This window comes from Buttiauxella brennerae ATCC 51605, from assembly GCF_001654925.1.
GTDB classification, from domain to species: Bacteria; Pseudomonadota; Gammaproteobacteria; order Enterobacterales; family Enterobacteriaceae; genus Buttiauxella; species Buttiauxella brennerae.
The window spans coordinates 39866-62977 of sequence record NZ_LXER01000036.1 but is presented as its reverse complement, the minus strand read 5'-3'; the positions used below and the strand labels follow the sequence as shown (position 1 = coordinate 62977).

23 protein-coding genes are annotated in these 23112 nt (G+C 52.4%); 7 read left to right on the top strand and 16 right to left on the bottom strand.

Annotated elements, in window-relative coordinates; genetic code table 11:
- Positions 1–91: 91 nt before the first annotated feature.
- Both rmuC and udp read right to left on the bottom strand, forming a co-directional pair.
- Positions 92–1525, bottom strand: coding sequence for a DNA recombination protein RmuC (rmuC, locus tag M975_RS19985; protein WP_064561660.1), 1434 nt, complete (start codon positions 1523–1525; stop codon positions 92–94).
- A 134-nt stretch (positions 1526–1659) separates the two neighbouring features.
- Positions 1660–2421, bottom strand: a complete 762-nt coding sequence (gene udp, locus M975_RS19980; protein WP_064561641.1) for a uridine phosphorylase — start codon at positions 2419–2421, stop codon at positions 1660–1662.
- Between the two features lie 256 nt (positions 2422–2677).
- On the opposite strand from udp, the gene M975_RS19975 reads away from it, so the two are divergent.
- The 3 genes from M975_RS19975 to mazF all read left to right on the top strand — a co-directional run bounded on the left by M975_RS19975 (position 2678) and on the right by mazF (position 4431).
- Complete coding sequence (locus tag M975_RS19975) at positions 2678–3505, top strand: dienelactone hydrolase family protein (protein WP_064561640.1); 828 nt, start codon at positions 2678–2680, stop codon at positions 3503–3505.
- Positions 3506–3847: 342 nt separating this feature from the next.
- Positions 3848–4093, top strand: coding sequence for an AbrB/MazE/SpoVT family DNA-binding domain-containing protein (locus M975_RS19970; RefSeq protein WP_064561639.1), 246 nt, complete (start codon positions 3848–3850; stop codon positions 4091–4093).
- Entirely contained in the window at positions 4093–4431 is a 339-nt protein-coding gene (mazF, locus tag M975_RS19965; RefSeq protein ID WP_209438139.1) for an endoribonuclease MazF, read from the top strand. Before M975_RS19970 ends, mazF begins: the two co-directional genes overlap by 1 nt.
- Before the next feature lie 33 nt (positions 4432–4464).
- Here the strand turns inward: mazF and metE are convergent, their stop codons facing one another.
- Positions 4465–6726 (bottom strand): 5-methyltetrahydropteroyltriglutamate--homocysteine S-methyltransferase, encoded by a 2262-nt coding sequence (gene metE, locus M975_RS19960; RefSeq protein WP_064561637.1) that lies wholly within the window; start codon positions 6724–6726, stop codon positions 4465–4467.
- 121 nt (positions 6727–6847) lie between these two features.
- Here metE and metR point away from each other — a divergent pair, with 121 nt between their 5' ends.
- The gene (metR, locus tag M975_RS19955; RefSeq protein WP_064561636.1) at positions 6848–7801 is read left to right on the top strand and encodes an HTH-type transcriptional regulator MetR; all 954 of its coding nucleotides are present in this window, start codon (positions 6848–6850) and stop codon (positions 7799–7801) included.
- Here metR and M975_RS19950 read toward each other — a convergent pair.
- From M975_RS19950 to pldB, 3 genes are all read right to left on the bottom strand, one after another.
- Complete coding sequence (locus M975_RS19950) at positions 7689–8588, bottom strand: carboxylate/amino acid/amine transporter (RefSeq protein ID WP_064561635.1); 900 nt, start codon at positions 8586–8588, stop codon at positions 7689–7691. The two genes, metR and M975_RS19950, sit on opposite strands and share 113 nt — an antisense overlap.
- A gap of 112 nt (positions 8589–8700) precedes the next feature.
- Entirely contained in the window at positions 8701–9507 is an 807-nt protein-coding gene (gene yigL, locus M975_RS19945; RefSeq protein WP_064515217.1) for a sugar/pyridoxal phosphate phosphatase YigL, read from the bottom strand.
- A gap of 31 nt (positions 9508–9538) precedes the next feature.
- Positions 9539–10531, bottom strand: a complete 993-nt coding sequence (gene pldB / locus M975_RS19940) for a lysophospholipase L2 (protein WP_064561634.1) — start codon at positions 10529–10531, stop codon at positions 9539–9541.
- 79 nt (positions 10532–10610) lie between these two features.
- Between pldB and rhtB the strand changes: the two genes are divergently transcribed.
- Positions 10611–11231: a homoserine/homoserine lactone efflux protein gene (gene rhtB / locus M975_RS19935; RefSeq protein ID WP_064561633.1), complete on the top strand. Its 621-nt coding sequence runs from the start codon at positions 10611–10613 to the stop codon at positions 11229–11231.
- On the opposite strand, the gene rhtC is transcribed toward rhtB, so the two are convergent.
- The 3 genes from rhtC to pldA all read right to left on the bottom strand — a co-directional run bounded on the left by rhtC (position 11232) and on the right by pldA (position 14751).
- Positions 11232–11855, bottom strand: a complete 624-nt coding sequence (rhtC, locus tag M975_RS19930; RefSeq protein WP_064561632.1) for a threonine export protein RhtC — start codon at positions 11853–11855, stop codon at positions 11232–11234.
- 169 nt (positions 11856–12024) lie between these two features.
- Positions 12025–13851, bottom strand: coding sequence for an ATP-dependent DNA helicase RecQ (recQ, locus tag M975_RS19925; RefSeq protein WP_064561631.1), 1827 nt, complete (start codon positions 13849–13851; stop codon positions 12025–12027).
- Between the two features lie 30 nt (positions 13852–13881).
- Positions 13882–14751, bottom strand: a complete 870-nt coding sequence (gene pldA, locus M975_RS19920; RefSeq protein ID WP_064561630.1) for a phospholipase A — start codon at positions 14749–14751, stop codon at positions 13882–13884.
- A gap of 172 nt (positions 14752–14923) precedes the next feature.
- On the opposite strand from pldA, the gene M975_RS19915 reads away from it, so the two are divergent.
- Together M975_RS19915 and rarD are read left to right on the top strand one after the other, a co-directional pair.
- Positions 14924–15394 carry a thioesterase family protein gene (locus tag M975_RS19915; RefSeq protein WP_064515204.1) on the top strand — a complete coding sequence of 157 codons (471 nt, stop codon included), beginning with the start codon at positions 14924–14926 and terminating at the stop codon, positions 15392–15394.
- 51 nt (positions 15395–15445) lie between these two features.
- Positions 15446–16360, top strand: coding sequence for an EamA family transporter RarD (rarD, locus tag M975_RS19910; protein WP_064561629.1), 915 nt, complete (start codon positions 15446–15448; stop codon positions 16358–16360).
- A 35-nt stretch (positions 16361–16395) separates the two neighbouring features.
- Here the strand turns inward: rarD and corA are convergent, their stop codons facing one another.
- From corA to dapF, 7 genes are all read right to left on the bottom strand, one after another.
- On the bottom strand, positions 16396–17346 hold the full coding sequence (gene corA / locus M975_RS19905; RefSeq protein WP_034461684.1) for a magnesium/cobalt transporter CorA: 951 nt from the start codon (positions 17344–17346) through the stop codon (positions 16396–16398).
- A gap of 163 nt (positions 17347–17509) precedes the next feature.
- A complete protein-coding gene (gene ysgD / locus M975_RS23615) occupies positions 17510–17566 on the bottom strand; it encodes a YsgD/CorL family protein (RefSeq protein ID WP_370451543.1) in 57 nt (18 codons plus the stop codon).
- A 148-nt stretch (positions 17567–17714) separates the two neighbouring features.
- Positions 17715–19877 carry a DNA helicase II gene (gene uvrD, locus M975_RS19900; protein ID WP_064561628.1) on the bottom strand — a complete coding sequence of 721 codons (2163 nt, stop codon included), beginning with the start codon at positions 19875–19877 and terminating at the stop codon, positions 17715–17717.
- Between the two features lie 55 nt (positions 19878–19932).
- Entirely contained in the window at positions 19933–20649 is a 717-nt protein-coding gene (gene yigB, locus M975_RS19895) for a 5-amino-6-(5-phospho-D-ribitylamino)uracil phosphatase YigB (protein ID WP_064561627.1), read from the bottom strand.
- Positions 20649–21554, bottom strand: a complete 906-nt coding sequence (xerC, locus tag M975_RS19890; RefSeq protein ID WP_064561625.1) for a tyrosine recombinase XerC — start codon at positions 21552–21554, stop codon at positions 20649–20651. Before xerC ends, yigB begins: the two co-directional genes overlap by 1 nt.
- Positions 21551–22255 (bottom strand): DUF484 domain-containing protein, encoded by a 705-nt coding sequence (locus M975_RS19885; RefSeq protein WP_064561622.1) that lies wholly within the window; start codon positions 22253–22255, stop codon positions 21551–21553. Before M975_RS19885 ends, xerC begins: the two co-directional genes overlap by 4 nt.
- A complete protein-coding gene (dapF, locus tag M975_RS19880) occupies positions 22252–23076 on the bottom strand; it encodes a diaminopimelate epimerase (protein ID WP_064561620.1) in 825 nt (274 codons plus the stop codon). The genes M975_RS19885 and dapF overlap by 4 nt, the downstream gene beginning before the upstream one ends.
- Positions 23077–23112: the final 36 nt, after the last annotated feature.

The window sequence follows — 23112 nt, the reverse complement described above, 5'->3', positions numbered from 1 at the left end:
CTCAATGCCTGCTTGTCCAAAAAATGTTTGTGAAGTGTAACAGAATGAGCCCTAAAGCCCTATGCTTCAAGCTCGCGGGATTAACCTGAGCTTAACGCTCACCAACGATACGTCGGTTCTCTAAACTGTTGTCTGTGTTCTTTTCTTCGTCGTTTTCATGCTCATGGCGATCGGTTTGATCGTCTTCTTCAAGTCTGGCCTGCTCGACCAAATCTGGATTAATCTCACGTTTAACCTCAACGCCCAGACCACGAAATGCATCCGCCTGAATGAGAATATTGCCGCGCCCGGAAGAGAGTTTTTTCATCGCCTGGCGGTAATTGTCCTGGGCTTTATCCAGACTTTGGCCAATCGCCGACATGTCATCAACAAAGAGGCGCATTTTGTCATAGAGTCGGCTGGCACGTTCGGCAATTTGTTGCGCATTCCGGCTCTGGTGCTCATAACGCCACAAATTGGCAACCGTTCTTAATGCCACCAATAACGTGGTTGGGCTAACGAGCATAATGTTATTTCTGAGCGCTTCGCTGATCAATTCAGGCTGGCGGTCGATTGCCAGTAAAAATGCCGGCTCAACCGGGATAAACATCAGCACATAATCCAGCGACCTCAGCCCAGGCAACTGCTGATAGTCTTTACGGCCCAGCATGCGAATGTGGTTACGCACCGCTGCAATATGCTCGTTGAGGGCGATTTCACGAGTTACGTCGTCGTCACCGTTGTAGTAACGCTCATAGGCCACCAGCGTCATTTTGGCGTCGATAACCACATCTTTGCCCTGCGGCAAACGCACGATGACATCCGGCTGCATACGGCTATTATTTTCTAGCTGAATGTTTATCTGAGTTTCATATTCATACCCTTCGCGTAAGCCAGACGCCTCCAGCACCCGCGTCAACACAACCTCACCCCAGTTACCCTGGGTTTTATTATCCCCTTTCAGGGCTTTGGTGAGATTAAGCGCCTCTTGCGCCATTTGCGCGTTCAGCTGCTGAAGGTTACGAATTTCGTGGGTTAGCGTGTGGCGTTCGCGAGCTTCCTGGCCAAAGCTTTCCTGAACCTGGCGGCGGAAACCATCCAGTTGTTCGCGCAGTGGCGAGAGCAAGCCATTCAAACTTTGGCGGTTTTGCTCTTCAACTTTACGGCCGCTGTTTTCAAAGATGCGATTGGCGAGGTTTTCAAACTGTTCACTCAGGCGCTGTTCGCTGTTGAGCATCTGGCGATGTTTGTCATCAGCATTAAGACGGGTTTGTTCCAGAAGTGTGGAGAGTTCGCGGATATCGGCTTCCTGGGCACTGTTAATTTCAAGCTGAGTGCGCAGCTCACGGTTAAGTTGCTCGCATTCTTCTTTCCAGTGCTGGTTTTGCTGTAACTCCTGCCGTGCAGCAGTCAATTCGCCGTAGATTTCTCGTTGTTCTTCATGCAATGCGGATTGCCGCCCAGCCGCCCGCAAACTTGCCAGCAACCAACCAGTCAGAACCCCAACTAGCGCAATCCCGAGCCCGAATAAAATAGAAATATCCACAGTCACTCCCACAAGCCATGCTAAACATCAGCAAAATAAAATTGTGCTGTATAAATGTCCAGATGAAAAGGAGTTTACTGCGAGACGTTACGCAAAGCGTAAAAATTAAGCCGGCTTGCACCGGCTTTGGGGGACTAGATCAGGCGACGAGCTGCTTCCACGACGATTTTCACCGCATGGCTTTCCGTTTTCTTCATCGTCTCAGCGTTCGGGATCTCTTGCTGAGTACGGTTCACAATCACACCCGCAACCATACCCGCACGCAGGCCCTGGCTTGCACACATGGTCAGAAGTGTTGCTGATTCCATCTCGTAGTTCATCACGCCCATCTGCTGCCACTCTTCCATAGAGCCTTTGTAGCGATTCACTACACGACCTGAGAAGGTGTCGTAACGTTCCTGGCCAGGATAGAAGGTATCAGAAGACGCCGTCACACCAATGTGAGTCGTTGCGCCGATAGATTTCGCCGCTTCAACCAGTGCGGTAGTACACGCAAAATCGGCCACTGCCGGGTATTCCATTGGTGCAAAATGCAGGCTGGCACCATCAAGGCGCACAGATGCGGTGGTCACCAGAACGTCACCGACATTGATATGCGGCTGAATTGCACCGGTAGTCCCGATACGCAGGAAAGTACGAATACCCAACTGCGCCAATTCTTCCACAGCGATAGAGGTAGACGGGCCACCAATACCGGTCGAACACACGATAACCGGCTTGCCATCTAACTCAGCACGCCAGGTAGTAAATTCACGGTGGGAAGCCAATTTAACCGGCTTGTCCATCAGCACAGCGATTTTTTCAACTCGCTCAGGATCGCCCGGGACGATGGCAAGTGTTGCCCCTTGCAGATCACTTTTAGTGAGGCCGAGGTGAAAAACATCAGACTTGGACATAACAGACTCCTGCATTGAATAGGTTAGCTTGTGTTGCTCTGGAGGTACTTTACAGAACCCCCACGAAGAATTTCGTGACGCATTTCACTATGAATGAAACAAATTACATTACTTTCAATCTCATTGGTGATGAACATCACAATTAAATTTCCTGACTATTCTTTTATCAGACATAGCGAACAGCCCTGCGGCTCGAAGAATGACGGGGAAAAGCTATAGTTATCGCACTGCGCTAATTCTGGTAAGGAGAATGCCAATGAAAGAAGAAAATACAGTAGATAAATCGCCGGGCGGACATTTTGCGCCAGCGGCAGCTCCACTTGCTTCAACAGTATTGCATACCTCCGATGAAGAGATTCTCTCGGGAGAGACATCTATTCCCACGCAGGGCGAAAACATGCCTGCGTTCCATGCCAGACCAAAAGGGGCTGAAGGCCCACTGCCGATTGTCATCGTGGTGCAGGAAATTTTCGGTGTGCATGAACACATTCGTGATGTTTGTCGCCGCCTGGCGCTCGAAGGCTATCTCGCCATCGCGCCAGAGCTCTACTTCCGTCAGGGCGATCCGAATGATTATGCAGATATCCCGACCCTGTTCAGCGGTCTGGTGTCCAAAGTCCCCGACGCGCAGGTTCTTGCCGACCTGGACCATGTTGCAAACTGGGCGGCCAGAAACGGTGGTGATGCCCATCGCCTGATGGTCACTGGTTTTTGCTGGGGTGGACGCATTACATGGCTATATGCCGCTCATAATCCGCAACTGAAAGCAGCTGTGGCCTGGTATGGCAAATTGGTTGGGGAAAAATCGCTGAATTCACCACACCACCCGGTCGACGTCGCAATCAATTTGAATGCGCCCGTGCTTGGGCTTTATGGCGGGCAAGATACGGGAATTCCGCAGGATACCGTAGAAACCATGCGCCACGCGTTACGTGCCGCAAATGCTAACGCAGAAATTATCGTCTACCCGGAAGCGGGCCATGCTTTTAATGCGGACTACCGCCCGAGCTATCATGAAGAATCAGCAAAAGATGGCTGGCAACGGATGCTGACGTGGTTTGAACGGTATGGTGCGCAAAAGTAGTAAATTTGCCCTGGCAGTTGCTGGGGCAAATCTACAAAAATAATAAGTGATGAGACTGACTCGAGCATCCACTGAGTTGTGAAACGCCTTTTCTCGAAGCAGGGAGGACGTATTTTATTGCAACTTTAAGCATCATTTTCACTGCTTTGCGAGTCCCCTCGAATAGTAAAACATTGACCAGAAAACATACCGCTTCATTGTTGACATACCCTGTCTAAATGGCGAGCATTCAGTCGATCCGGGCATCTGAAAGGGTACCACAGACACATGTATCAACAAAGTTGACACAGCAGTTCATCATGATACTGTATCTTCATTGTTGATACGTACAGGATTAAGACTATGCCACAGGTTGTCATTAAAAAATGGGGCAACAGCCCTTCTGTCAGACTTCCGGTTGCGATAATGGAGGCAGCTTCATTGAGTGTGGACGATACCGTTGATATTACTGTTGAAGAGGGCCGGATTGTGATCGTTCCAGTACGGACGAAAGAATATTCCCTTGATGCCCTTCTTTCAGGCATTACAGATGAAAATATTCACCAGGAAGTCTCTTTTGGCGAACCGATTGGCAAGGAAGCGCTTTGATGGCAAAAAATTACGTTCCTGACACAGGTGATATTGTGTGGCTTGATTTTGAGCCTCAGGCGGGCCATGAACAAGCAGGGCATCGGCCCGCTGTTGTACTTAGCCCTTTGACATATAACGAACGCACAAACCTCATGTTGTGTTGTCCCATGACCACAAAAATAAAAGGTTATCCCTTTGAAGTTGTGGTTCCAGGCTGCCCGGAAGGTGCGGTACTTGCCGATCAGGTGAAAAGTCTGGACTGGCGAAAGCGCAATGCTAAAAAGAAAGGTTCTGTGCCAGGCTTAGTGCTGGCTGAGGTTAGAGCAAAAGCGAAGGCCTTAATAGGTGGATTGTAAAAGAGCCACCTAACGAAGGTGGCCTTGATTCAATTATGCCTTACGCAAATTCTGCGCAGCCTTCACCATATTCGCCAGTGCCTGGCGAGTCTCCGGCCAGCCACGGGTTTTCAGGCCGCAGTCCGGGTTGACCCACAAGCGCTCTGCCGGAACGCTTTCCGCCGCTTTCTTCAGCAATGCTTCAATCCATTCCACGCTCGGCACGTTCGGTGAGTGAATGTCATATACGCCCGGCCCAATTTCATTCGGGTATTCGAACTCTTTAAATGACTCCAGCAGGTCCATATCGGAACGCGAGGTTTCGATAGTGATCACGTCTGCATCCAGCGCGGCAATGGAGTCCATGATGTCGTTGAACTCGCAGTAACACATGTGCGTGTGGATCTGCGTGTCATCACGCACCACGGCGGCATTCAGGCGGAAGGCTTCCACGCCCCACTCCAGATACGCCTGCCAGTCGGAACGGCGCAGCGGTAAACCTTCGCGCAGTGCGGGTTCGTCGATCTGAATGATGCCGATACCTGCGGCTTCGAGATCAGCCACTTCATCACGCAACGCTAAGGCGATTTGTTTGGCGATGGTTTCACGGCTCACATCTTCGCGCGGGAATGACCAGCACAAAATAGTCACCGGGCCGGTCAACATACCTTTTACCGGTTTGTCGGTCAGGGATTGTGCGTACTTCGCCCATTCCACAGTAATGGCTTGCGGGCGACTGATATCACCGATGACAACCGGTGGCTTAACGCAGCGCGAACCGTAACTCTGCACCCAACCGTTTTGGGTAAACACGAAACCGTCGAGGTGCTCACCGAAGTATTCCACCATGTCGTTACGTTCGGCTTCGCCATGCACCAGTACATCCAGCTCCAGACGTTCCTGCTCAGCAACGGCTTGTTTGATATGTTCGGCGATACCGGTGCGATAGTTATTCGCATCCAGGTTACCTTTTTTGAACTCCAGGCGCAGGCCACGGATTTCCGTGGTTTGTGGGAATGAACCGATGGTCGTTGTCGGCCACGCTGGCAGATTAAAGCGCTGACGCTGTGCCACGGCGCGAACGGTATAGTCATTCTGGCGCTGGCTGTCTTGCGCCGTAATGGTCGCCAGACGTTTGCCAACCGCCGCATTATGGACGCGCTGTGAATGGCGACGAGCCTGAATTGGCGCACTCCATTCAGCCAGTTTTTCAGTGTTGCCACTTTTCAGGGCTTCGGTCAGCAAAGACAGTTCGGCACATTTTTGCAGCGCGAAGGCAAACCAGCTCTTAACTTCAGCATCAAGACGGGTTTCAACGCTCAGGTCGATTGGGCTGTGCAGCAGAGAACAGGAAGAAGCGACCCACAGATCACGTTTACCGACGATCGCCTGCAATTGTTGATATTTTTCGCTCAAATCAGCACGCCAGACGTTACGGCCATTAATCACACCGGCCGATAACAGCCAGTTGGCTGGAAGTTGCTGATGCAGCGCGTTGATATCGTCTTTACCATGGACGAAATCGACGTGCAGACCCTGAACCGGCAGCGCCGTAATGGTGTTCAGGTTTGGCGTCACGCCTTCAAAATAAGTGGTCAGCAACAGTTTAACGTTACCAGCCAGCGCGTCGTAAGCCGGTTTGAACGCATCGAGCCATTCTTGCGGTAACTCCAGCACCAGAGCAGGCTCGTCGATCTGCACCCACTCAATGCCACGCTTTGCCAGTTCCGCCAGCACCTGCTGGTAAACCGGCAGAATATCTTGCAGCAGGCTCAGGCGGTCAAACGGCTCACCTTTCACTTTGCCAAGCCACAGGTAAGTCACTGGCCCAAGCAGCACAGGTTTCACGTTGTGGCCAAGCGCCAGTGCTTCATCTACTTCATCCAGCAGTTGTGTCCAGGTCAGTTTGAACTGCTGGCCTTTAGTGAACTCCGGCACCATGTAGTGGTAATTAGTGTTGAACCATTTGGTCATTTCAGCGGCTGCGGCTGGCTCACCAGTGGGTGCCCGGCCACGGCCCAGGCGGAATAAGGTGTCGATATCGACGCTGCCGTCCGCGTTCTGATGACGAGCCGGCACGTTGCCAAGTAGCAAGCTTGTTGTCAGAACGTGGTCGTACCAGGCGAAATCGCCCACGGGCAGCAATTCGACGCCAGCCTGTTTTTGTTGGTCCCAGTGGCGGGTACGCAGTTCGCGGCCTACCGCCAGTAATTCTTCCTGGGTGGAGCTGCCCGCCCAGTAACTTTCTTGTGCTTTTTTCAGTTCGCGACGCAGGCCGACACGAGGGAAGCCGAGGGTGTGATTTTTTATCGTCATGTTCTTTCCTCAATATTCATTATTCGACGCATTTAGCCGTCCAGATGTTTACACATCTATAATCAACAGGTACTGTATATTCCTCAAGCGCAATTTGCTCATGCCGAATTGAAGGACTTTCATGATCGAGATTAAACATCTGCGGACGCTACAGGCGTTACGAAATTGCGGCTCTTTAGCCGCTGCGGCTGCCGCGTTGCATCAAACCCAATCGGCCCTCTCCCATCAATTCAGCGATCTGGAGCAGCGCCTGGGTTTCCGCCTGTTTGTCCGTAAAAGTCAGCCACTGCGGTTTACGCCTCAGGGCGAGGTGCTATTGCAACTGGCTGAACAAGTGTTGCCGCAGATTAGCCGTGCGCTGCAGGCTTGCAACGAACCGCACCAGACCCAGCTTCGCATCGCCATCGAATGCCATAGCTGTATTCAGTGGCTGACGCCCGCGCTGGAAAACTTCCACAAAACCTGGCCGCAGGTGGATCTGGATTTCAAATCTGGCGTGACGTTCGACCCGCAGCCTGCACTGCAACAGAGTGAGCTGGATATCGTATTAACGTCTGACATCCTGCCGCGCAGCGGTCTGCATTATTCGCCAATGTTTGATTATGAAGTGCGCCTGGTGCTGGCAACGGATCACCCGCTGGCAAGCAAAACGCGTATTGAACCGGAAGATTTGAGCAGCGAAACGTTGTTGATTTACCCGGTGCAGCGCCAACGACTCGATATCTGGCGCCATTTCCTGCAACCCGCAGGCGTCAGCCCATCGCTGAAAAGTGTCGATAACACGCTGCTGCTGATTCAGATGGTGTCAGCCCGCATGGGGATTGCTGCGCTGCCACATTGGGTAGTGGAAAATGTTGAGCGCCAGGGTCTGGTCATAACCAAAACCCTGGGCGAAGGACTGTGGAGCCGGTTGTACGCCGCCGTGCGCGATGGCGAACAGCGCCAACCGGTGACGGATGCGTTTATTCGCTCGACGCGTTCACACGCTTGCGAGCATCTGCCGTTTGTGAAGAACGCGGAGCGACCCAATGGCGATGCACCCATAGCGAGGCCATTATCACCGTCCCACCAATAATAAAACTCGGCCAGTGCGGCTGTTCTTGCCAGATGGCAAGGTTAACCAGCAGCCCCGCCGGAACATGCACGTTGTTCATGATACCAAGCGTGCCCGCATCCACCTGCGTGGCGCCATAGTTCCACATAAAGTAGCCCAACCCGGAAGCCACCACACCAAGCCACACCAGAATGCCCCATTGCAGATGCGTGGTCGGCAGTTTGTGCGGATTCCCCAGCGCAAACCAGGCTGTTACAGCCACGACTGCCGCCCCGAGGTAGAACCACGAAAATGCGCAACGTTGCGGCATCGGACGCGTTTCCATCAGCCGTTTGTAGCCCACCATACCGATGGCGAAGCAGATGTTTGCCGCCTGGACCAGCATCAGACCAATCCAGAAGTGATCGCTCACTTTGTCGTAGCGAATAATCGCCGCACCAATCACCGCAAGCCCGGCACTCAATGCGTAGCCCCAACGTAGCTTGTTGCCGCTGATCAAGTCATAAATCAGCGTAACGTAAAGCGGCGTCATTACCGTAAACAGCAGGAATTCTGAAACGGTGAGGTAGAGATACGCCTGGAAGCTAAACAGGTACATCACGCCGAGTTGCAGTGCGCCCACCAGCATATACAGCAGCAATGTTTTCGCGCTGTATCCTTTAAAGCGCAGGAATGGCAGGAACACTATCGCCGCCAGCCCGACGCGCATCAGTACTGAAAAGTAGCTGTCGACATGCCCGGCAAGGTACTCGCCAATCAGGCTAAAAGAGAAGGCCCACAGAATAGTGGTGATGATCAGTAACGGCACGATGAAGTCTCTACTACGGGAGATTAATGCTTCATTGTAGCGAAGGGAATGTGCAGAAGTTGAACTATTTGGTTGACGAGTGGTGATTAGTTCACCACTCGTTTATCACGAATCAGTCTTTGCCGAGGAACATCTTGCGCAGGTAATGCGGAACCGCGTTATCACCGTTGGTGCCGATGACTTCAAGCTCTGGCAGTAAGTCTTTCAGGCGCTGGTGAGCGTTGCCCATGATGCAGCCTTTACCCGCCATGCTCAGCATTTCCGCGTCATTCATGCCGTCACCAAAGGAAATGCAGTCTTTCAGGCCGTAGCCCATCGCTTTGGATACCGCTTCCAGCGCGTGACCTTTCGACACGCCACCCGCCATCACTTCCAGGCAAGTCAGCGTCGAGAAACTCACATTCACGCGGTCGCCCCAGCGAGCGAGCAACGCTTGCTCAAGCGGCAGGAGTTTTTCATGTGAATCACAGGTGAAGAACACTTTGCTGACGCCATCGGCTTCCAGCAAACCTGGTTCAAACAGGGTGTAATTGAACACCGCTTCTTTGAAATATTTCATCTCTTCCGGGCGGTGACGGTTCATAAACCACTGGTCGCCACGGTAGACGTTGGTCACGATATCTTGATTGGTATGCACCACACCAAACAGATCCTGGGCGATGTCATGGTCGAGATCGTGGCTGAACACCAGGTTACCGTCAGTATCATGCACACGCGCACCGTTTGAGGTGATCATGTAGGCTTTGATTTCGAGGTTATCGCGGATTTGCCCCACGTCGATATGGTGGCGACCCGTTGCGAAGACGAAATGAACACCTTCAGCGGTGAGCAATTTCAGCGTTTCTTTAGCATACGGGGAGAGAGTGTGATCAGGGGACAGCAACGTGCCATCTAAGTCAGACGCAACGACATGGTACATAGGATTTGGAACCTCTGGTGTTAAATTCAGATTAATTGTGCCTGTCAAAAAACGCGATGACGGCATTCAGCGCTTCGGTTCGCATATCGTCCTTTTCGAACAGGATCTCATGATACGCACCGTTTATGACGTAAGGTGTTTCCCCCTCACAAGGGTGGCCCGCCGCGGCGCGAATCTCACAGAATTGGTCATGCGCTCGGTTATCTACGACGCGCTCCTCTTCTGCCTGCAGGATAAAAATCGGCGTGGTGATAGCAGTGGCTCCTGCTAAAACCTGTTCTCCTGCGAGTATCCCTTCTCTTACCCAGTGATTCGTTGGCCCACCCAATCGCAATGCTGGCTCATCAGCATAAAAACGCAGGTTGCGGCGGTAACGTTCACGGCTATGGGTCAGGACATTAACGCTAAATGGTAATGCACGCCAGCGGCCTGTTCCGATTGCATAACCCTCACGAATACGCTGATGGCCTTCCGCCCAATCAAGAATATGGCGCACCATCCAGTCAGGCCAGCGCAAGGCAATACCAAACATCGGTGCACACAGCGCAACTGCATCAAAGCATTGTGAGTTTTTCTCAAGCCACAGCGTAATTATCGCGCCGCCCATGGAATGCGCTAACGCATAGCGTTTTCTCCAGGGGCCGTTGGCGACTTCGTGCTGATAAAAGCGGTCAAAGTCGTCGACATAGTCGCTAAATTTCGCCACATGGCCGCGATGTGAGTCCGAAAGCATGCGCCCCGAACGCCCTTGCCCGCGGTGGTCGATGATTAAAATATCGAACCCGCAATGGAAAAGGTCATAAGCCAGTTCAGCATATTTGACGTAGCTTTCGATGCGCCCTGGGCAAACGACAATGACCCTGTCGTGATCCTGCGCGCGAAAGCGTACGTAGCGTACCGGCACTTCGTCGACGCCTGAAAATTCACACTCTTCGCGCTGCCGCCAGAAGTCCATCAGAGGACCGGTGGTGAAAGCCGCAAAGGCGTTTTCCCTGTTTGACCATCCATTTTTATGCTGAGTCATATCGCTTTTTTGTGATTCGTAGCACGCTCATCAACAATAGCGTATTGTGGCATAAAAGTGTTCGATCAGGGAATTTCACATGAGTGTTGAGTGGTGGTTAACCTATCTCGTAACCACAATAATTCTGAGTCTGTCACCCGGTTCCGGGGCAATTAATACCATGACCACCGCCATTAGCCACAGCTATCGGGGAGCTGCCGCGTCGATTGCCGGGCTGCAAACGGGGCTTGCGATTCATATCGTGCTGGTTGGGATTGGCCTGGGTGCGCTGTTCTCACACTCATTACTGGCTTTTGAAATTTTGAAATGGGCGGGTGCCGCTTATCTTGTCTGGCTTGGTATTCAGCAATGGCGTGCCGCGGGTGCGCTGGACTTAAATACCCTGGCGACCACCCAACCACGCAGCCGTCTGTTTAAGCGCGCGATTTTTGTGAACCTGACGAACCCAAAAAGCATCGTCTTTCTCGCTGCACTTTTCCCGCAATTTATCTCACCGCACCAGCCACAGGCGGTGCAGTATTTAGTGCTCGGTGTAACCACCGTAGTGGTCGATATTATTGTGATGATTGGCTATGCGACGCTAGCAACACGTATTGCAGGCTGGATTAAAGGGCCAAAGCAGATGAAAGCGTTGAACCGCGTATTTGGTTCGCTGTTTATGTTGGTTGGCGCGCTGCTTGCTACAGCACGCCAGGCTTGATTAGCGGGAGATGATCAGGTGGATGCCGAATCCGGTAAACAAAGCGCCGGCAACACCATCAATCCATTTCGCAAGGCGCTGGTAACCCCGGCGCATTTGCGGCAATGCGAACAGGCTGGCAACCACGGTAAACCAGACGAAGGTTTCCAGAGCAATCATGACGAATAATCCCCAACGTTCGGCGCTGCCAACATCATTACTGACAAACAGTGAAAACACGCTGCCGAAATAAATGATAGCTTTTGGATTCGAGAGATTGGTCAACAGGCCCTTCAGGAAGCTGCGTCCGCTGCGAGCCAGCTCAACACTGACCTCTTCAGTCGGCTTAACCGTTTCTTTTTTCAATGCACTGCGCAGCATCTGATAACCCATCCAGCACAGATACAAGCCACCGCCGACCATAATAATGCTGTGTAGCCACGCCATTTTTTCGAGGATCAGGTTAAGGCCGAGCAGCGCCACGCCAGACCAGACCATCACGCCGCCGGTAATACCCAGCACGCCCATCATGGCTTCTTTTCGGGAACGGCTAACGGCGGTCTGCGAAACGAAGAAGAAGTCAGGGCCGGGAGTAACCAACGCAACGATATGCAATACCGCTACGGTCAGAAAAAGCGTCAACATAGGAAATAACTCGCTGGATAATTAATTAGAGAATAACTATACCCTAAATAATTCGAGTTGCAGGTAGGCGGCCAGGGAACTTATCCCCAGGAGCTTACTTGAGTAAGTGACTGGGGTAAGTGAGTGCAGCCAACACCCCTGCAGCTTGAAGAATGACGGGTACTGGCTACTACTCATCTTCGCCATCGACATGGCTGCGAATAAGTGCCATAAACTCGCGCCCAAAGCGTTCCAGCTTACGCGTACCCACACCGTTAACCCCTAGCATTTCACTCGGCGTAATCGGCATTTGTTCGGCCATTTCGATAAGCGTCGCATCGTTAAACACCACATACGGCGGGATATTCTCTTCGTCGGCAATGGCTTTACGCAGTTTGCGCAATTTGGCGAACAGCTTGCGGTCGTAGTTTCCGACGAATACTTTCGGGCTGGATTTTGATTTGATTGCCACAATTCGCGGCACGGCGAGCATGAGCGGCTCTTCACCACGCAAGAACGGGCGAGCGGCTTCGGTGAGTTGCAATGCAGAGTGCTGAGCAATATTTTGTGTCACCACGCCGAGGTGAATCAACTGGCGGATAACGCTCACCCAGTGCTCGTGGGTCTGGTCACGGCCAATGCCATAAACCGGTAATTTGTCGTGCTGTAATTCGCGGATACGCTGGTTATTGGCACCACGCAGCACTTCCACGACATAGCCCATACCAAAGCGTTGGTTGACGCGATAAATACACGACAGCGCTTTTTGCGCATCCACCAGCCCGTCGTAGCGGCGCGGTGGATCGAGGCACACATCGCAGTTGCCACAAGATTGCTGGCGACCTTCACCGAAGTAATTCAACAACACCAGGCGGCGACAGGTCTGCGCTTCGGCAAACGCGCCCATTGCATTGAGTTTATGGCGCTCAATATCCTGTAATTGCCCGACCGGTTTTTCCTCGAGGCATTTACGCAACCACGCCATATCGGCCGGATCGTAAAATAGCATCGCTTCCGCAGGCAGGCCATCACGCCCGGCACGGCCCGTTTCCTGGTAATAGGATTCGATATTGCGCGGGATGTCGAAGTGCGCGACAAAACGAACGTTGGGTTTGTTGATGCCCATACCGAACGCGACAGTCGCCACGACGATTTGCAGGTCATCACGCTGGAATTTTTCCTGCACTTCACCGCGAACCTGGTGCTCAAGCCCGGCGTGATATGCACCCGCGCTGATACCTTTACTTTGCAGACGAGCAGCAGTGTCTTCAACTTTCGCGCGGCTGTTGCAGTAAATAATGCCGGATTTGCCGCGTTGCTCTTGCACGTAGCGCATCAGCTGATCGAGAGGTTTAAACTTCTCCATCAGCATGTAGCGGATATTCGGGCGGTCAAAACTGCTGATTTGAATCAGCGGGTCGTGCAGACCAAGCAGACGAACAATGTCTGCACGCGTGGTGTCATCAGCCGTAGCCGTCAGAGCGATGAACGGCACCGTCGGCAGGCGTTGGCGCAGTTGGCCTAATGCGGCATATTCCGGGCGGAAATCGTGGCCCCACTGAGAAATACAGTGCGCCTCATCAACCGCGATCATCGACAAATGCCACTGGCTGATTTGGTCGATGAAGTTATCCATCATCAGCCGTTCCGGCGCGATGTATAACAGGCGAATCTGCCCGGTACGGCAGCCCGCCATCACTTCTTGTTGCTGTTCGCGATTTTGGGTGGAGTTAAGGCTCGCGGCGGCAACGCCGTTTGCCAGCAACTGATCGACCTGGTCTTTCATCAGGGAAATCAGCGGGGAAACCACGACAGTCAGCCCGCCAAACACCAGCGCCGGGATTTGATAGCACAGTGATTTGCCACCGCCTGTCGGCATGACAACCAGGCAATCGCGCCCTTCCAGCACCGTTTCGATGATGGTTTCCTGACCTGGGCGGAACTGTTGATAGCCAAAGGTATCTTGCAAAACCTGTCTGGCCAGCACTGCCTGATTAATTACTTCCGCCTGTGTCACGCTTTCCCCACCACAAAAACCGCCAATTTCTTAGAACAGATCGTTAAGCATAACGCCGACACCGAAGCGTGTCTGGTTAAAGTTGTAATCAATTAATGACTCACCGTAACCGCTGTAAAGCTGGGTATAAAGACGCACGTGCTTAGTGACCGGATAACTAAAGCCTAATTCGCCGCCGCCGTAACCGGTATTCCAGTTGTACTGCCCTTTCATACTCAGAATCGCATCGCCAAACTGGTAGCCAACACGCAGCTGATAGTAGCCCAGGTATTTGGTGATATCCGGGTTATCGTCGGTATCACCAATTACATACCACGGCTTCACTTCAACCAACCAGTTGCCTTGCTCTGCCATCAGACGCGTGTATAAACGGTTCCAGCTGCGAGACGTTGGGTCTGAACGACCATTGGAATCGTGGTTATAACCCACCTCAACGTCGCGTAATGTCCAGCCAGCAAACGATTCATCGGTAGCAAAGCCCAGAAACACTTGTGGCTCGTAGTTTGTTTCACGGAAAGGTGAAGATTCGCCACTATTAGACAGCTGCCACCAGGATTTCTGAGTATACGAAGCACCCAAGACTGAGTTTGGCCCCAGAATGCCGCGCCAGATAGGGAACGCGAGGCTAAGCTGGAATTTTACTTCGTCTTTGCGGGCATTATCAGACCAGTTATAACTGCGAATCGCTTCTTTGTTCAGGTCATCCGTCACCGTATAAATCAGGTAGTTGGTTTCATACGGGTAAAGTGTGAATGGATTGTCATGTTCCAGAAGCATATTCGCAATGATGCTGCCACGCACAGCCGGTTTATCATGCACTTGCTTTATGGTCGCTTCAGCTGCGTTAGCCATAGAAGGAAGCAGGCATGCCGCCATCAGCCATCCTAGATACTTGCGCATCAATGGTGTTCTCCTGAAAGAAAAGGTTTCAAATTATTATCAGGGACACATTCTACATAGTTCTTAATCTGGACGCTCGGTCTACAGTTCTTAAAGTAGCAATCAACGATTGTGAAGCATAAAATACACAATTAATTAACATTGTGATTTTATTTTGGTCGAGGAACGATCCATGTCTACCCCATTTTTGACCCCGGAAGCCGCTTTACAACTGGTCGGTGAAATTTTTGTCTATCACATGCCATTTAACCGTGCGCTGGGGCTGGAGCTTATCCGTTACGAGAAAGATTACGCCGAGCTTTGTTTTAATAACCAGCCGATGATGGTGGGGAACTGGGCGCAGAGTATTTTGCATGGCGGTGTCATCGCCTCATCGCTGGATGTGGCGGCAGGCCTGGTTTGTGTGGGCAGTACGCTCACCCGCCACGATAGCATTAGCGAAGAAGAACTGCGCCAACGTCTCTCGAAAATGGGAACTATCGATTTACGCGTCGATTACCTGCGCCCAGGGCGTGGCCAACGTTTCACTGCCAGCAGCACTCTTCTGCGTGCAGGCCGCAAAGTGGCTGTAGCACGCGTGGAATTACACAACGAAGATCAATTGCATATCGCCAGTGCGACCGCCACCTACATGGTGGGGTGATGTAATTATTGCTGATACAATTAGGACACTATTCATCAACGAGTTCTTTTCATGGATGCGAAACAAACCCGCCAGGGCGTATTACTAGCACTGGCGGCGTACTTTATGTGGGGCATCGCGCCTGCTTACTTCAAATTAATCCACTATGTTCCGGCTGATGAAATCCTGACGCATCGCGTGATTTGGTCGTTCTTCTTTATGTTGGTGTTAATTAGCCTTAGTCGCCAGTGGCCTCAGGTGAAGAAATCCTGTCAGAACCGCAAAAAGGTATTCGCCATGGCGCTCTCCGCAGTGCTCATCGGCGGTAACTGGCTGCTCTTCATCTGGGCGGTGAATAATAATCACATGCTGGAGGCAAGCCTCGGCTACTTCATCAACCCGCTGGTTAACGTGCTTTTGGGGATGATTTTCCTCGGTGAGCGCTTCCGCACAATGCAGTGGGTAGCCGTGGGCCTCGCCGCTTGTGGTGTTCTGGTTCAGCTTTGGACATTCGGTTCGCTGCCAATCATCGCTCTTGGCCTTGCATTTAGCTTTGCGTTTTACGGGCTGGTGCGTAAGAAAATCGCCGTTGATGCACAAACCGGCATGCTGGTTGAAACGCTGTGGCTATTGCCAATTGCGGCTATCTATTTGTTTGGCATCGCGGACAGTTCAACCAGTCATATGGGGCAAAACTCGATATCGCTGAATTTACTGCTGATTGCGGCGGGCGTGGTCACAACGATTCCATTACTGTGTTTCACCGCAGCAGCAACGCGCCTGCGCCTCTCAACGCTGGGTTTCTTCCAATACATTGGCCCGACGTTGATGTTCCTGCTAGCAGTGACGTTCTACGGTGAAGTGATCGGTAAAGATAAGTTGCTGACGTTTGGCTTTATCTGGGCAGCGCTGGCATTGTTTATTCTGGATGCGGTTTATACGCAGCGGAACTCACGGATTGCGGCGCGCGCGGTCGCGCAGAAGTAAAAAGGGAGCCAATCGGCTCCCTTCTCATTTTCATCTTACAACCAGTTTTTGCGCTTGAAGTAGAGATACGGCGCCAGGCCCGCGAGGATCATGACGATAATCGCTGCCGGGTAACCAAAGCTCAGTTTCAACTCTGGCATAAACTCAAAGTTCATCCCGTAGCTGGATGCCACAAGCGTTGGCGGCAGGAACACCACCGATACCACCGAGAAGATCTTGATGATGCGGTTCTGCTCGATGTTGATAAAGCCCATCGCCGCTTGCATCAGGAAGTTGACCTTCTGGAACAACGATTCGTTGTGCGGCAACAGGGATTCGATATCGCGCAGGATCTCACGCGCCTGCTCAAGCTGACCGCTCGGCAAACGCGCTTTACGCACCAGGAAGTTCAGGGCGCGTTGGGTATCCATCAAACACAAACGGACTTTCCAGCCGATATCTTCCAGCTCAGCGAGTGTGGAAAGTGCGGCGTCATATTCATCGCCCTGATGTCCTTCCATAATGACACGGCTGAGTTTTTCGAGATCGCTATAGATGTTTTCGATTTCATCTGCCAGCTGTTCGATTTTAGTTTCAAACAGGTCGAGCAGTAATTCGTACGCATTGCCGTCCACCATGTTCTGGCTGCGGGCACGCATGCGATAAAGGCGAAATGCAGGTAATTCACGCTCACGCAGCGTAAACAGGCGGCCTTCACGTATGGTAAATGCCACGGTGCTGTTGCCCGCGTGATCGTCAGCATCTTCGTAAAAGAAGAATGAGTGGATGTGCAAACCGTCTTCGTCTTCAAAGAAACGCGCGGATGCTTCGATGTCTTCCAGTTCCGGGCGGGTTGCCAGACTTTGACCAAGTTCCGTTTGCACGCGCTGACGCTCGCTCTCTTCAGGCTCGACCAAATCAACCCAAACAGAATTGCTCAGGTTATCGGTCTCATCTAATTCAAGACGGGACAGACGATTGTTTTCCAGTTGAAATGCGCTCAGCATGACCGGTACTCCCAATGCAAAAAATATCAGGGACAGTTCGGTTGGCACACAGACAGAAACTAACTAGGTTTCAGACCATTAAAAAGTCTGACTCATTGCGACGGGATATACGAGATATGAGGTCGCCGACAACCACTAAGGCTATCAGCATTCGAGGATAGCCTTAGAAGTTGTACCTGGATGACAGGTAATTGAGCCAGTATTTACTGGGTGTGTCCAAGGCGAGTGTCCTCTTAGCGTAATCGTGCGCGCATGTTACGCCACCATAAATATGGCGTCAACACGCAACGGGAAACCATGGACTAATAAACCAGGGTGGTATTTATAAGGTAGCAAAAGCGTGAAAAACGATGAGTTGTTTCGCTAACTTACACCGTTTCCAGCCGCGCATAAGCCGCGACTAACCACTTAATTCCTTGTCCAGGGAATGCCACCTGAACCCGGCTATGTTCACCGCTTCCTTCCAGATTAACGACCGTACCTTCGCCAAATTTTTCATGGCGCACTCGCTGCCCGAGGGTAAAGCCAGAATCATTCTCAGAAATGGGTGTGCCCATACGTTTATGGCTGACCGGGCGGCTGATGCTGGCGCGCAGACGAACCTCTTCCACACAGTTTTCAGGCAGTTCGCCAATAAAGCGCGATGGACGGTGGTAAACCTCTTTGCCATACAGACGGCGTGTTTCAGCGTAGGTCAGTGTGAGTTTTTGCATCGCACGCGTTACTCCAACGTACGCCAGGCGGCGTTCTTCTTCCAGGCGGCCACCTTCATCGAGCGACATCTGGCTTGGGAACATGCCCTCTTCCATGCCAACGATAAACACTTGTGGGAACTCCAGACCTTTCGCCGAGTGCAGCGTCATCAATTGCACCGCATCTTGCCAGGTATCGGCCTGCCCCTCACCGGCTTCAAGCGCCGCATGAGACAAGAATGCCTGCAGCGGCATCAGGTCTTCGTCTTCATCCTGATAGCTGAACTGGCGCGTTGCCGTGACCAGTTCTTCTAAGTTTTCAATACGCGTCTGGCCCTTCTCGCCCTTTTCCTGCTCGTACATCATCATCAGACCTGAATCTTTGATAACCCGGTCAGTTTGTACGTACAGCGGCATGTCGATGGTTTCATGTGCCAGTGCGTCGATAAGTTCCATAAAGCGTTGCAGCGCAGAAGCGGCGCGGCCTGCTAACGCTTTTTCCTGAAGCAACAAGCGGCAGGCTTGCCACATTGTCAGTTGCTGGTCACGCGATGTCTGGCGCACCACATCTAATGTGCGATCGCCGATACCCCGCGTTGGTGTGTTAACCACGCGCTCAAATGCCGCGTCGTCATTACGGTTGGCAATCAGGCGCAGATACGAGAGTGCATCTTTGATTTCCTGGCGTTCGAAGAAGCGCATGCCGCCGTAAATGCGGTATGGCATACCAACCTGCAATAAGGCTTCTTCCAGCACGCGTGATTGGGCGTTGCTGCGATAGAGAATCGCGCATTGCTCAAGCGCACCGCCATTTTCCTGCCAGGTTTTGATGCGGTTTACCACGAAACGCGCTTCGTCTAATTCGTTAAAGGCGCAATACAGTGAAATAGGCTCGCCATCGCTGCCGTCGGTCCATAACTCTTTACCCAGACGGCCTGAGTTGTTAGCAATCAGGGCGTTGGCGGCATTCAGAATGTTGTTGGTCGAACGGTAGTTTTGCTCAAGGCGAATGGTTTGTGCGCCTGGGAAATCGGTCAGGAAGCGTTGGATATTCTCAACTTGCGCACCGCGCCAGCCATAGATTGACTGGTCATCATCGCCAACAATCATCACTTTACCGGTATCGCCCGCTAGCATGCGAATCCACGCGTACTGGATGCTGTTGGTATCCTGGAATTCGTCCACCAGAATGTTGGTAAAACGTTCACGATAGTGATTAAGAATGTGTGGTTTGTTCAGCCACAACTCGTGAGCACGCAGCAGCAGTTCGGCAAAATCCAGCAGCCCGGCGCGATCGCAGGCTTCCTGATACGCCTGATACACTTTCTGCCAGGTTTGCTCGACCGGGTTGCCATAGCTTTCAATGTGATGCGGGCGTAAGCCTTCATCTTTCTTGCCGTTGATAAACCACATTGCCTGGCGGGCAGGCCACTGTTTATCATCGAGATTCATGGCTTTAATCAGGCGTTTTAACAAGCGCAGCTGATCTTCACTGTCCAGTATCTGGAAATCCTGCGGCAAGTTAGCGTCCATGTGATGCGCGCGCAGCAAGCGGTGTGCAAGGCCGTGGAACGTGCCGACCCACATCCCACCCTGGCTGGTGCCCATCAACTGGCCGATACGGTGGCGCATTTCTGCCGCCGCTTTGTTGGTAAACGTCACTGCCATAATGGAGTACGGCGAGCAGTTTTCTACGCTAATCAACCACGCAATGCGGTGCACCAATACGCGCGTCTTACCACTGCCAGCCCCTGCCAGTACCAGCATATTGCTGCGCGTGGCCGCGACGGCTTCGCGCTGTTTATCGTTGAGGCTGTCGAGCAGGTAAGAAACGTCCATTGGCACCGCCGTTGAGGAGATAAATATACTGGAATTTTATACAGAGTTCTGACGATTATATCAGCGCGGTGAGGGATGCCAACTGCGAAATTTCCAGATGGGGTAATAAACGGCTGTCATCAATTTGCATCAGGTCGCCATCACGCAGGTTTATCCAGCACGCCTGCATTCCGCTGCGAATAGCTCCGGCAACGTCAGTGGTCAGATCATCGCCTACATGCAGAATCTGGCTAAGTGGCACATCGAGCTTTTCGGCAGCCAGCAGATACATGTCGTTGAATGGCTTGGAACGCCCATGTGGACCGGCACGCAGCACAAATTTAAAGTACTGATCGAGGCCGAAAAGATGTGGCTCGGCGTTGCCGTTAGTAATCGCCACCAGCGGCCATTTTTCGGCGAGTTTCGCTAATGTGTCGTGCGTTTCTTGCGGCACGTCGATTTGGCTGCGCCAGTGGGCAAAATTCGCCATCGAAGCCTCCGCGCCAGCGGCAGCTTCTTGCGCTGACAAGCCCACATCTAACATGGCTTGTTCAACGGCACGACGACGCCATTCGGTGACATCGTGGTAAATATCCGGTTCTGCGAGGCGCAACGCATGGCGAATGAGCAAAAAATCGGGGCGTTGCAGGTGGTTGAGTTTCGGATGGTAATTCTGCACAAAACTCATTGATTCGCGTTCGGTGCGCGTAATCACTTCGCGGTTGTCGTACAGGGTGTCGTCAAGATCGAAAGTGAGCGCGGCAATAGGCCCAAGTGGACGGTAAAAATGCATTACGATTTCCCTCGTTTAGCGCGTGGATGCGCAGCATCATACACTGAGGCTAAGTGTTGGAAGTCGAGATGGGTATAGATTTGCGTCGTCGAAAGGTTGGCGTGGCCGAGTAATTCCTGCACACCGCGCAAATCCCCGCTGGACTCCAGCATATGCGTGGCAAATGAATGGCGCAGTTTATGAGGGTGCACATGACTATTCAGCCCCTGTTTTATCCCCCACTCGCTAAAACGCTTTTGAACGTTGCGCGCCGATATTCGTTTCCCCTGTTTTGAGAGAAACAGTGCGTCGTCGTCCGGGCCAAAAAGCTCGCGCAAGTCCAGCCAATGCTCAACCCAGAGGACCGCAGATTTCCCCACCGGCACGCGGCGTTCTTTGCTACCTTTACCCATCACCCAGACTTCACCGGTTGTCAGGTCGATGTGGCGACAATCCATATTAACCAGTTCGGAAAGACGCAACCCCGCACCGTACATCACTTCCAGCATCGCGCGATCACGCACGGCAAGTGGATCATTGATATCGATATCCAACAGGCGATTAACGTCATCAACGTCGATATTTTTCGGCAGGTGGCGGCCAGCTTTTGGGGTGGTGATGCCTTTTGCGGGATTCGCTTTGAGTTCGCCCTGGCTGACACACCAGTCGAAGAAACTACGGAGCGCGGAAAGACGCAATGCCAGGCTCGATGGCCCAAGACCCGCCTTGCGGCTGCGAACCGTGATTGAACGAACGGATGCAGCGTCACACTGCTGCCAGGTCGCCATTTTCATCTCGCCCGCCAGGTCGATTATTGCGCTCAACTGACGGCCATAATTGAGCAACGTCAGCGGGCTTAACTGGCGCTCAACTTTCAGGTAGCGCAGGAAGCCATCTACCGAAGATTGCAGCGGGGAGGTCGTCATACGCGTTCGACCCAACGCTCCAGAAGGTCGGGAAGCATCAGTGCCAGCTCGTGCAGTAATTGTGTGCCTTGCTCTTCCTGGTAATGTTGCGGGTCGCGGCTACTGAATACCAGCACACCTAAATCGGCATCACTGCCCATCAAAGAAACGGCTACTGAACCAATCGCTTTCGCTTGCGGTAAAACGACAAGCAATTCAGGCCCGTTTAGCGGCCCCAAATAATGTTGCCTGTCACCCAGACGTTGAATGCGCAACGGCTCGAAAGCCTGTCGATTCAATGCCAGGTGGGTAAAATCTGAAGGTGCGCCAATGCGCCAGCGATCGGCAAAAAGACGCACATTCGCGCCAGCAAGGCCCATTTCGCGTGCCCAACGGTGCAGGCGGTTTAGCATTTCCTGCAAACTGGTGGCTGAAGCCAGGCGGCCTTGCAGCTTCAATAAACGATAGAACAGCCCTTCGTTGGCACTCGCCTGCTCCATCAGCAGAGACATGTTTTCTTCAAGAAAATTGATGTGGTTACGGCTACGTGCCATATGCCATTCAACCAACGACACCGTACCGCGCACCGGGTGTGGCACCTGCATCTGTTCCACATGCTGGGCATTTCTAATAAAGAAATCGGGGTGGCGTAGCAGATACTCCGCCACCATACGGTCATCCAGTTCCAGTACGGCTTCTTGCTGTTCCTCGGCGTTCTTCATAGATGTATAAATCCATCATAGACATGGGCCGCCGGGCCGGTCATAAACAACGGCGTTCCCGGCCCTTTCCAGGCGATATCAAGGCGGCCACCCGGTAGCTCAACGCGAACCTGTTCCGCCAGTATTCCCTGCAAGATACCTACGGCAACTGCGCCACAAGCGCCACTGCCACAAGCTTGAGTTTCTCCGGCTCCACGCTCAAAAACGCGCAGACGGATGTGTTCTTTGGTCATGACCTGCATAAAGCCGATATTCGCGCGCTCAGGGAAACGCTCATGGTTTTCCATGACTGGACCCAGCGTTTCCACCGCGGCGGTCGCCACATCATCAACCTGAATAACGCAATGCGGGTTACCCATCGACACGACGCCACACATAATGGTTTGTTCAGCGGCACGCATAATATAGGTCTTTTCCGCTTTGTTTGCGCGGAACGGCACGGCAGAGGGCTCGAAATTCGGCTCACCCATATTCACGCACACCAGCTCATCTTCCGTTACGCTGAGCACCATGCGGCCATTGGCTGTGCTGACGCGGATATCACGTTTGTTCGTCAGCCCTTTCAGGCGCACAAAACGGGCAAAACAGCGTGCGCCATTGCCACATTGTGAGACTTCGCTGCCATCAGCATTGAAAATACGGTAATGGAAGTCGAGGTCAGGATCGTATGGTGGTTCAACCACCAGCAATTGATCAAAACCCACACCCAGATGCCTGTCGGCCAGGCGGCGGATAAGTTCAGGTGAGAAATAAACGTTTTGAGTCACCGCGTCGACGACCATAAAGTCATTGCCAAGGCCATGCATCTTCGAAAACTGCATCTTCTGCTCCATATACGCGGCTACTTATTGATAATT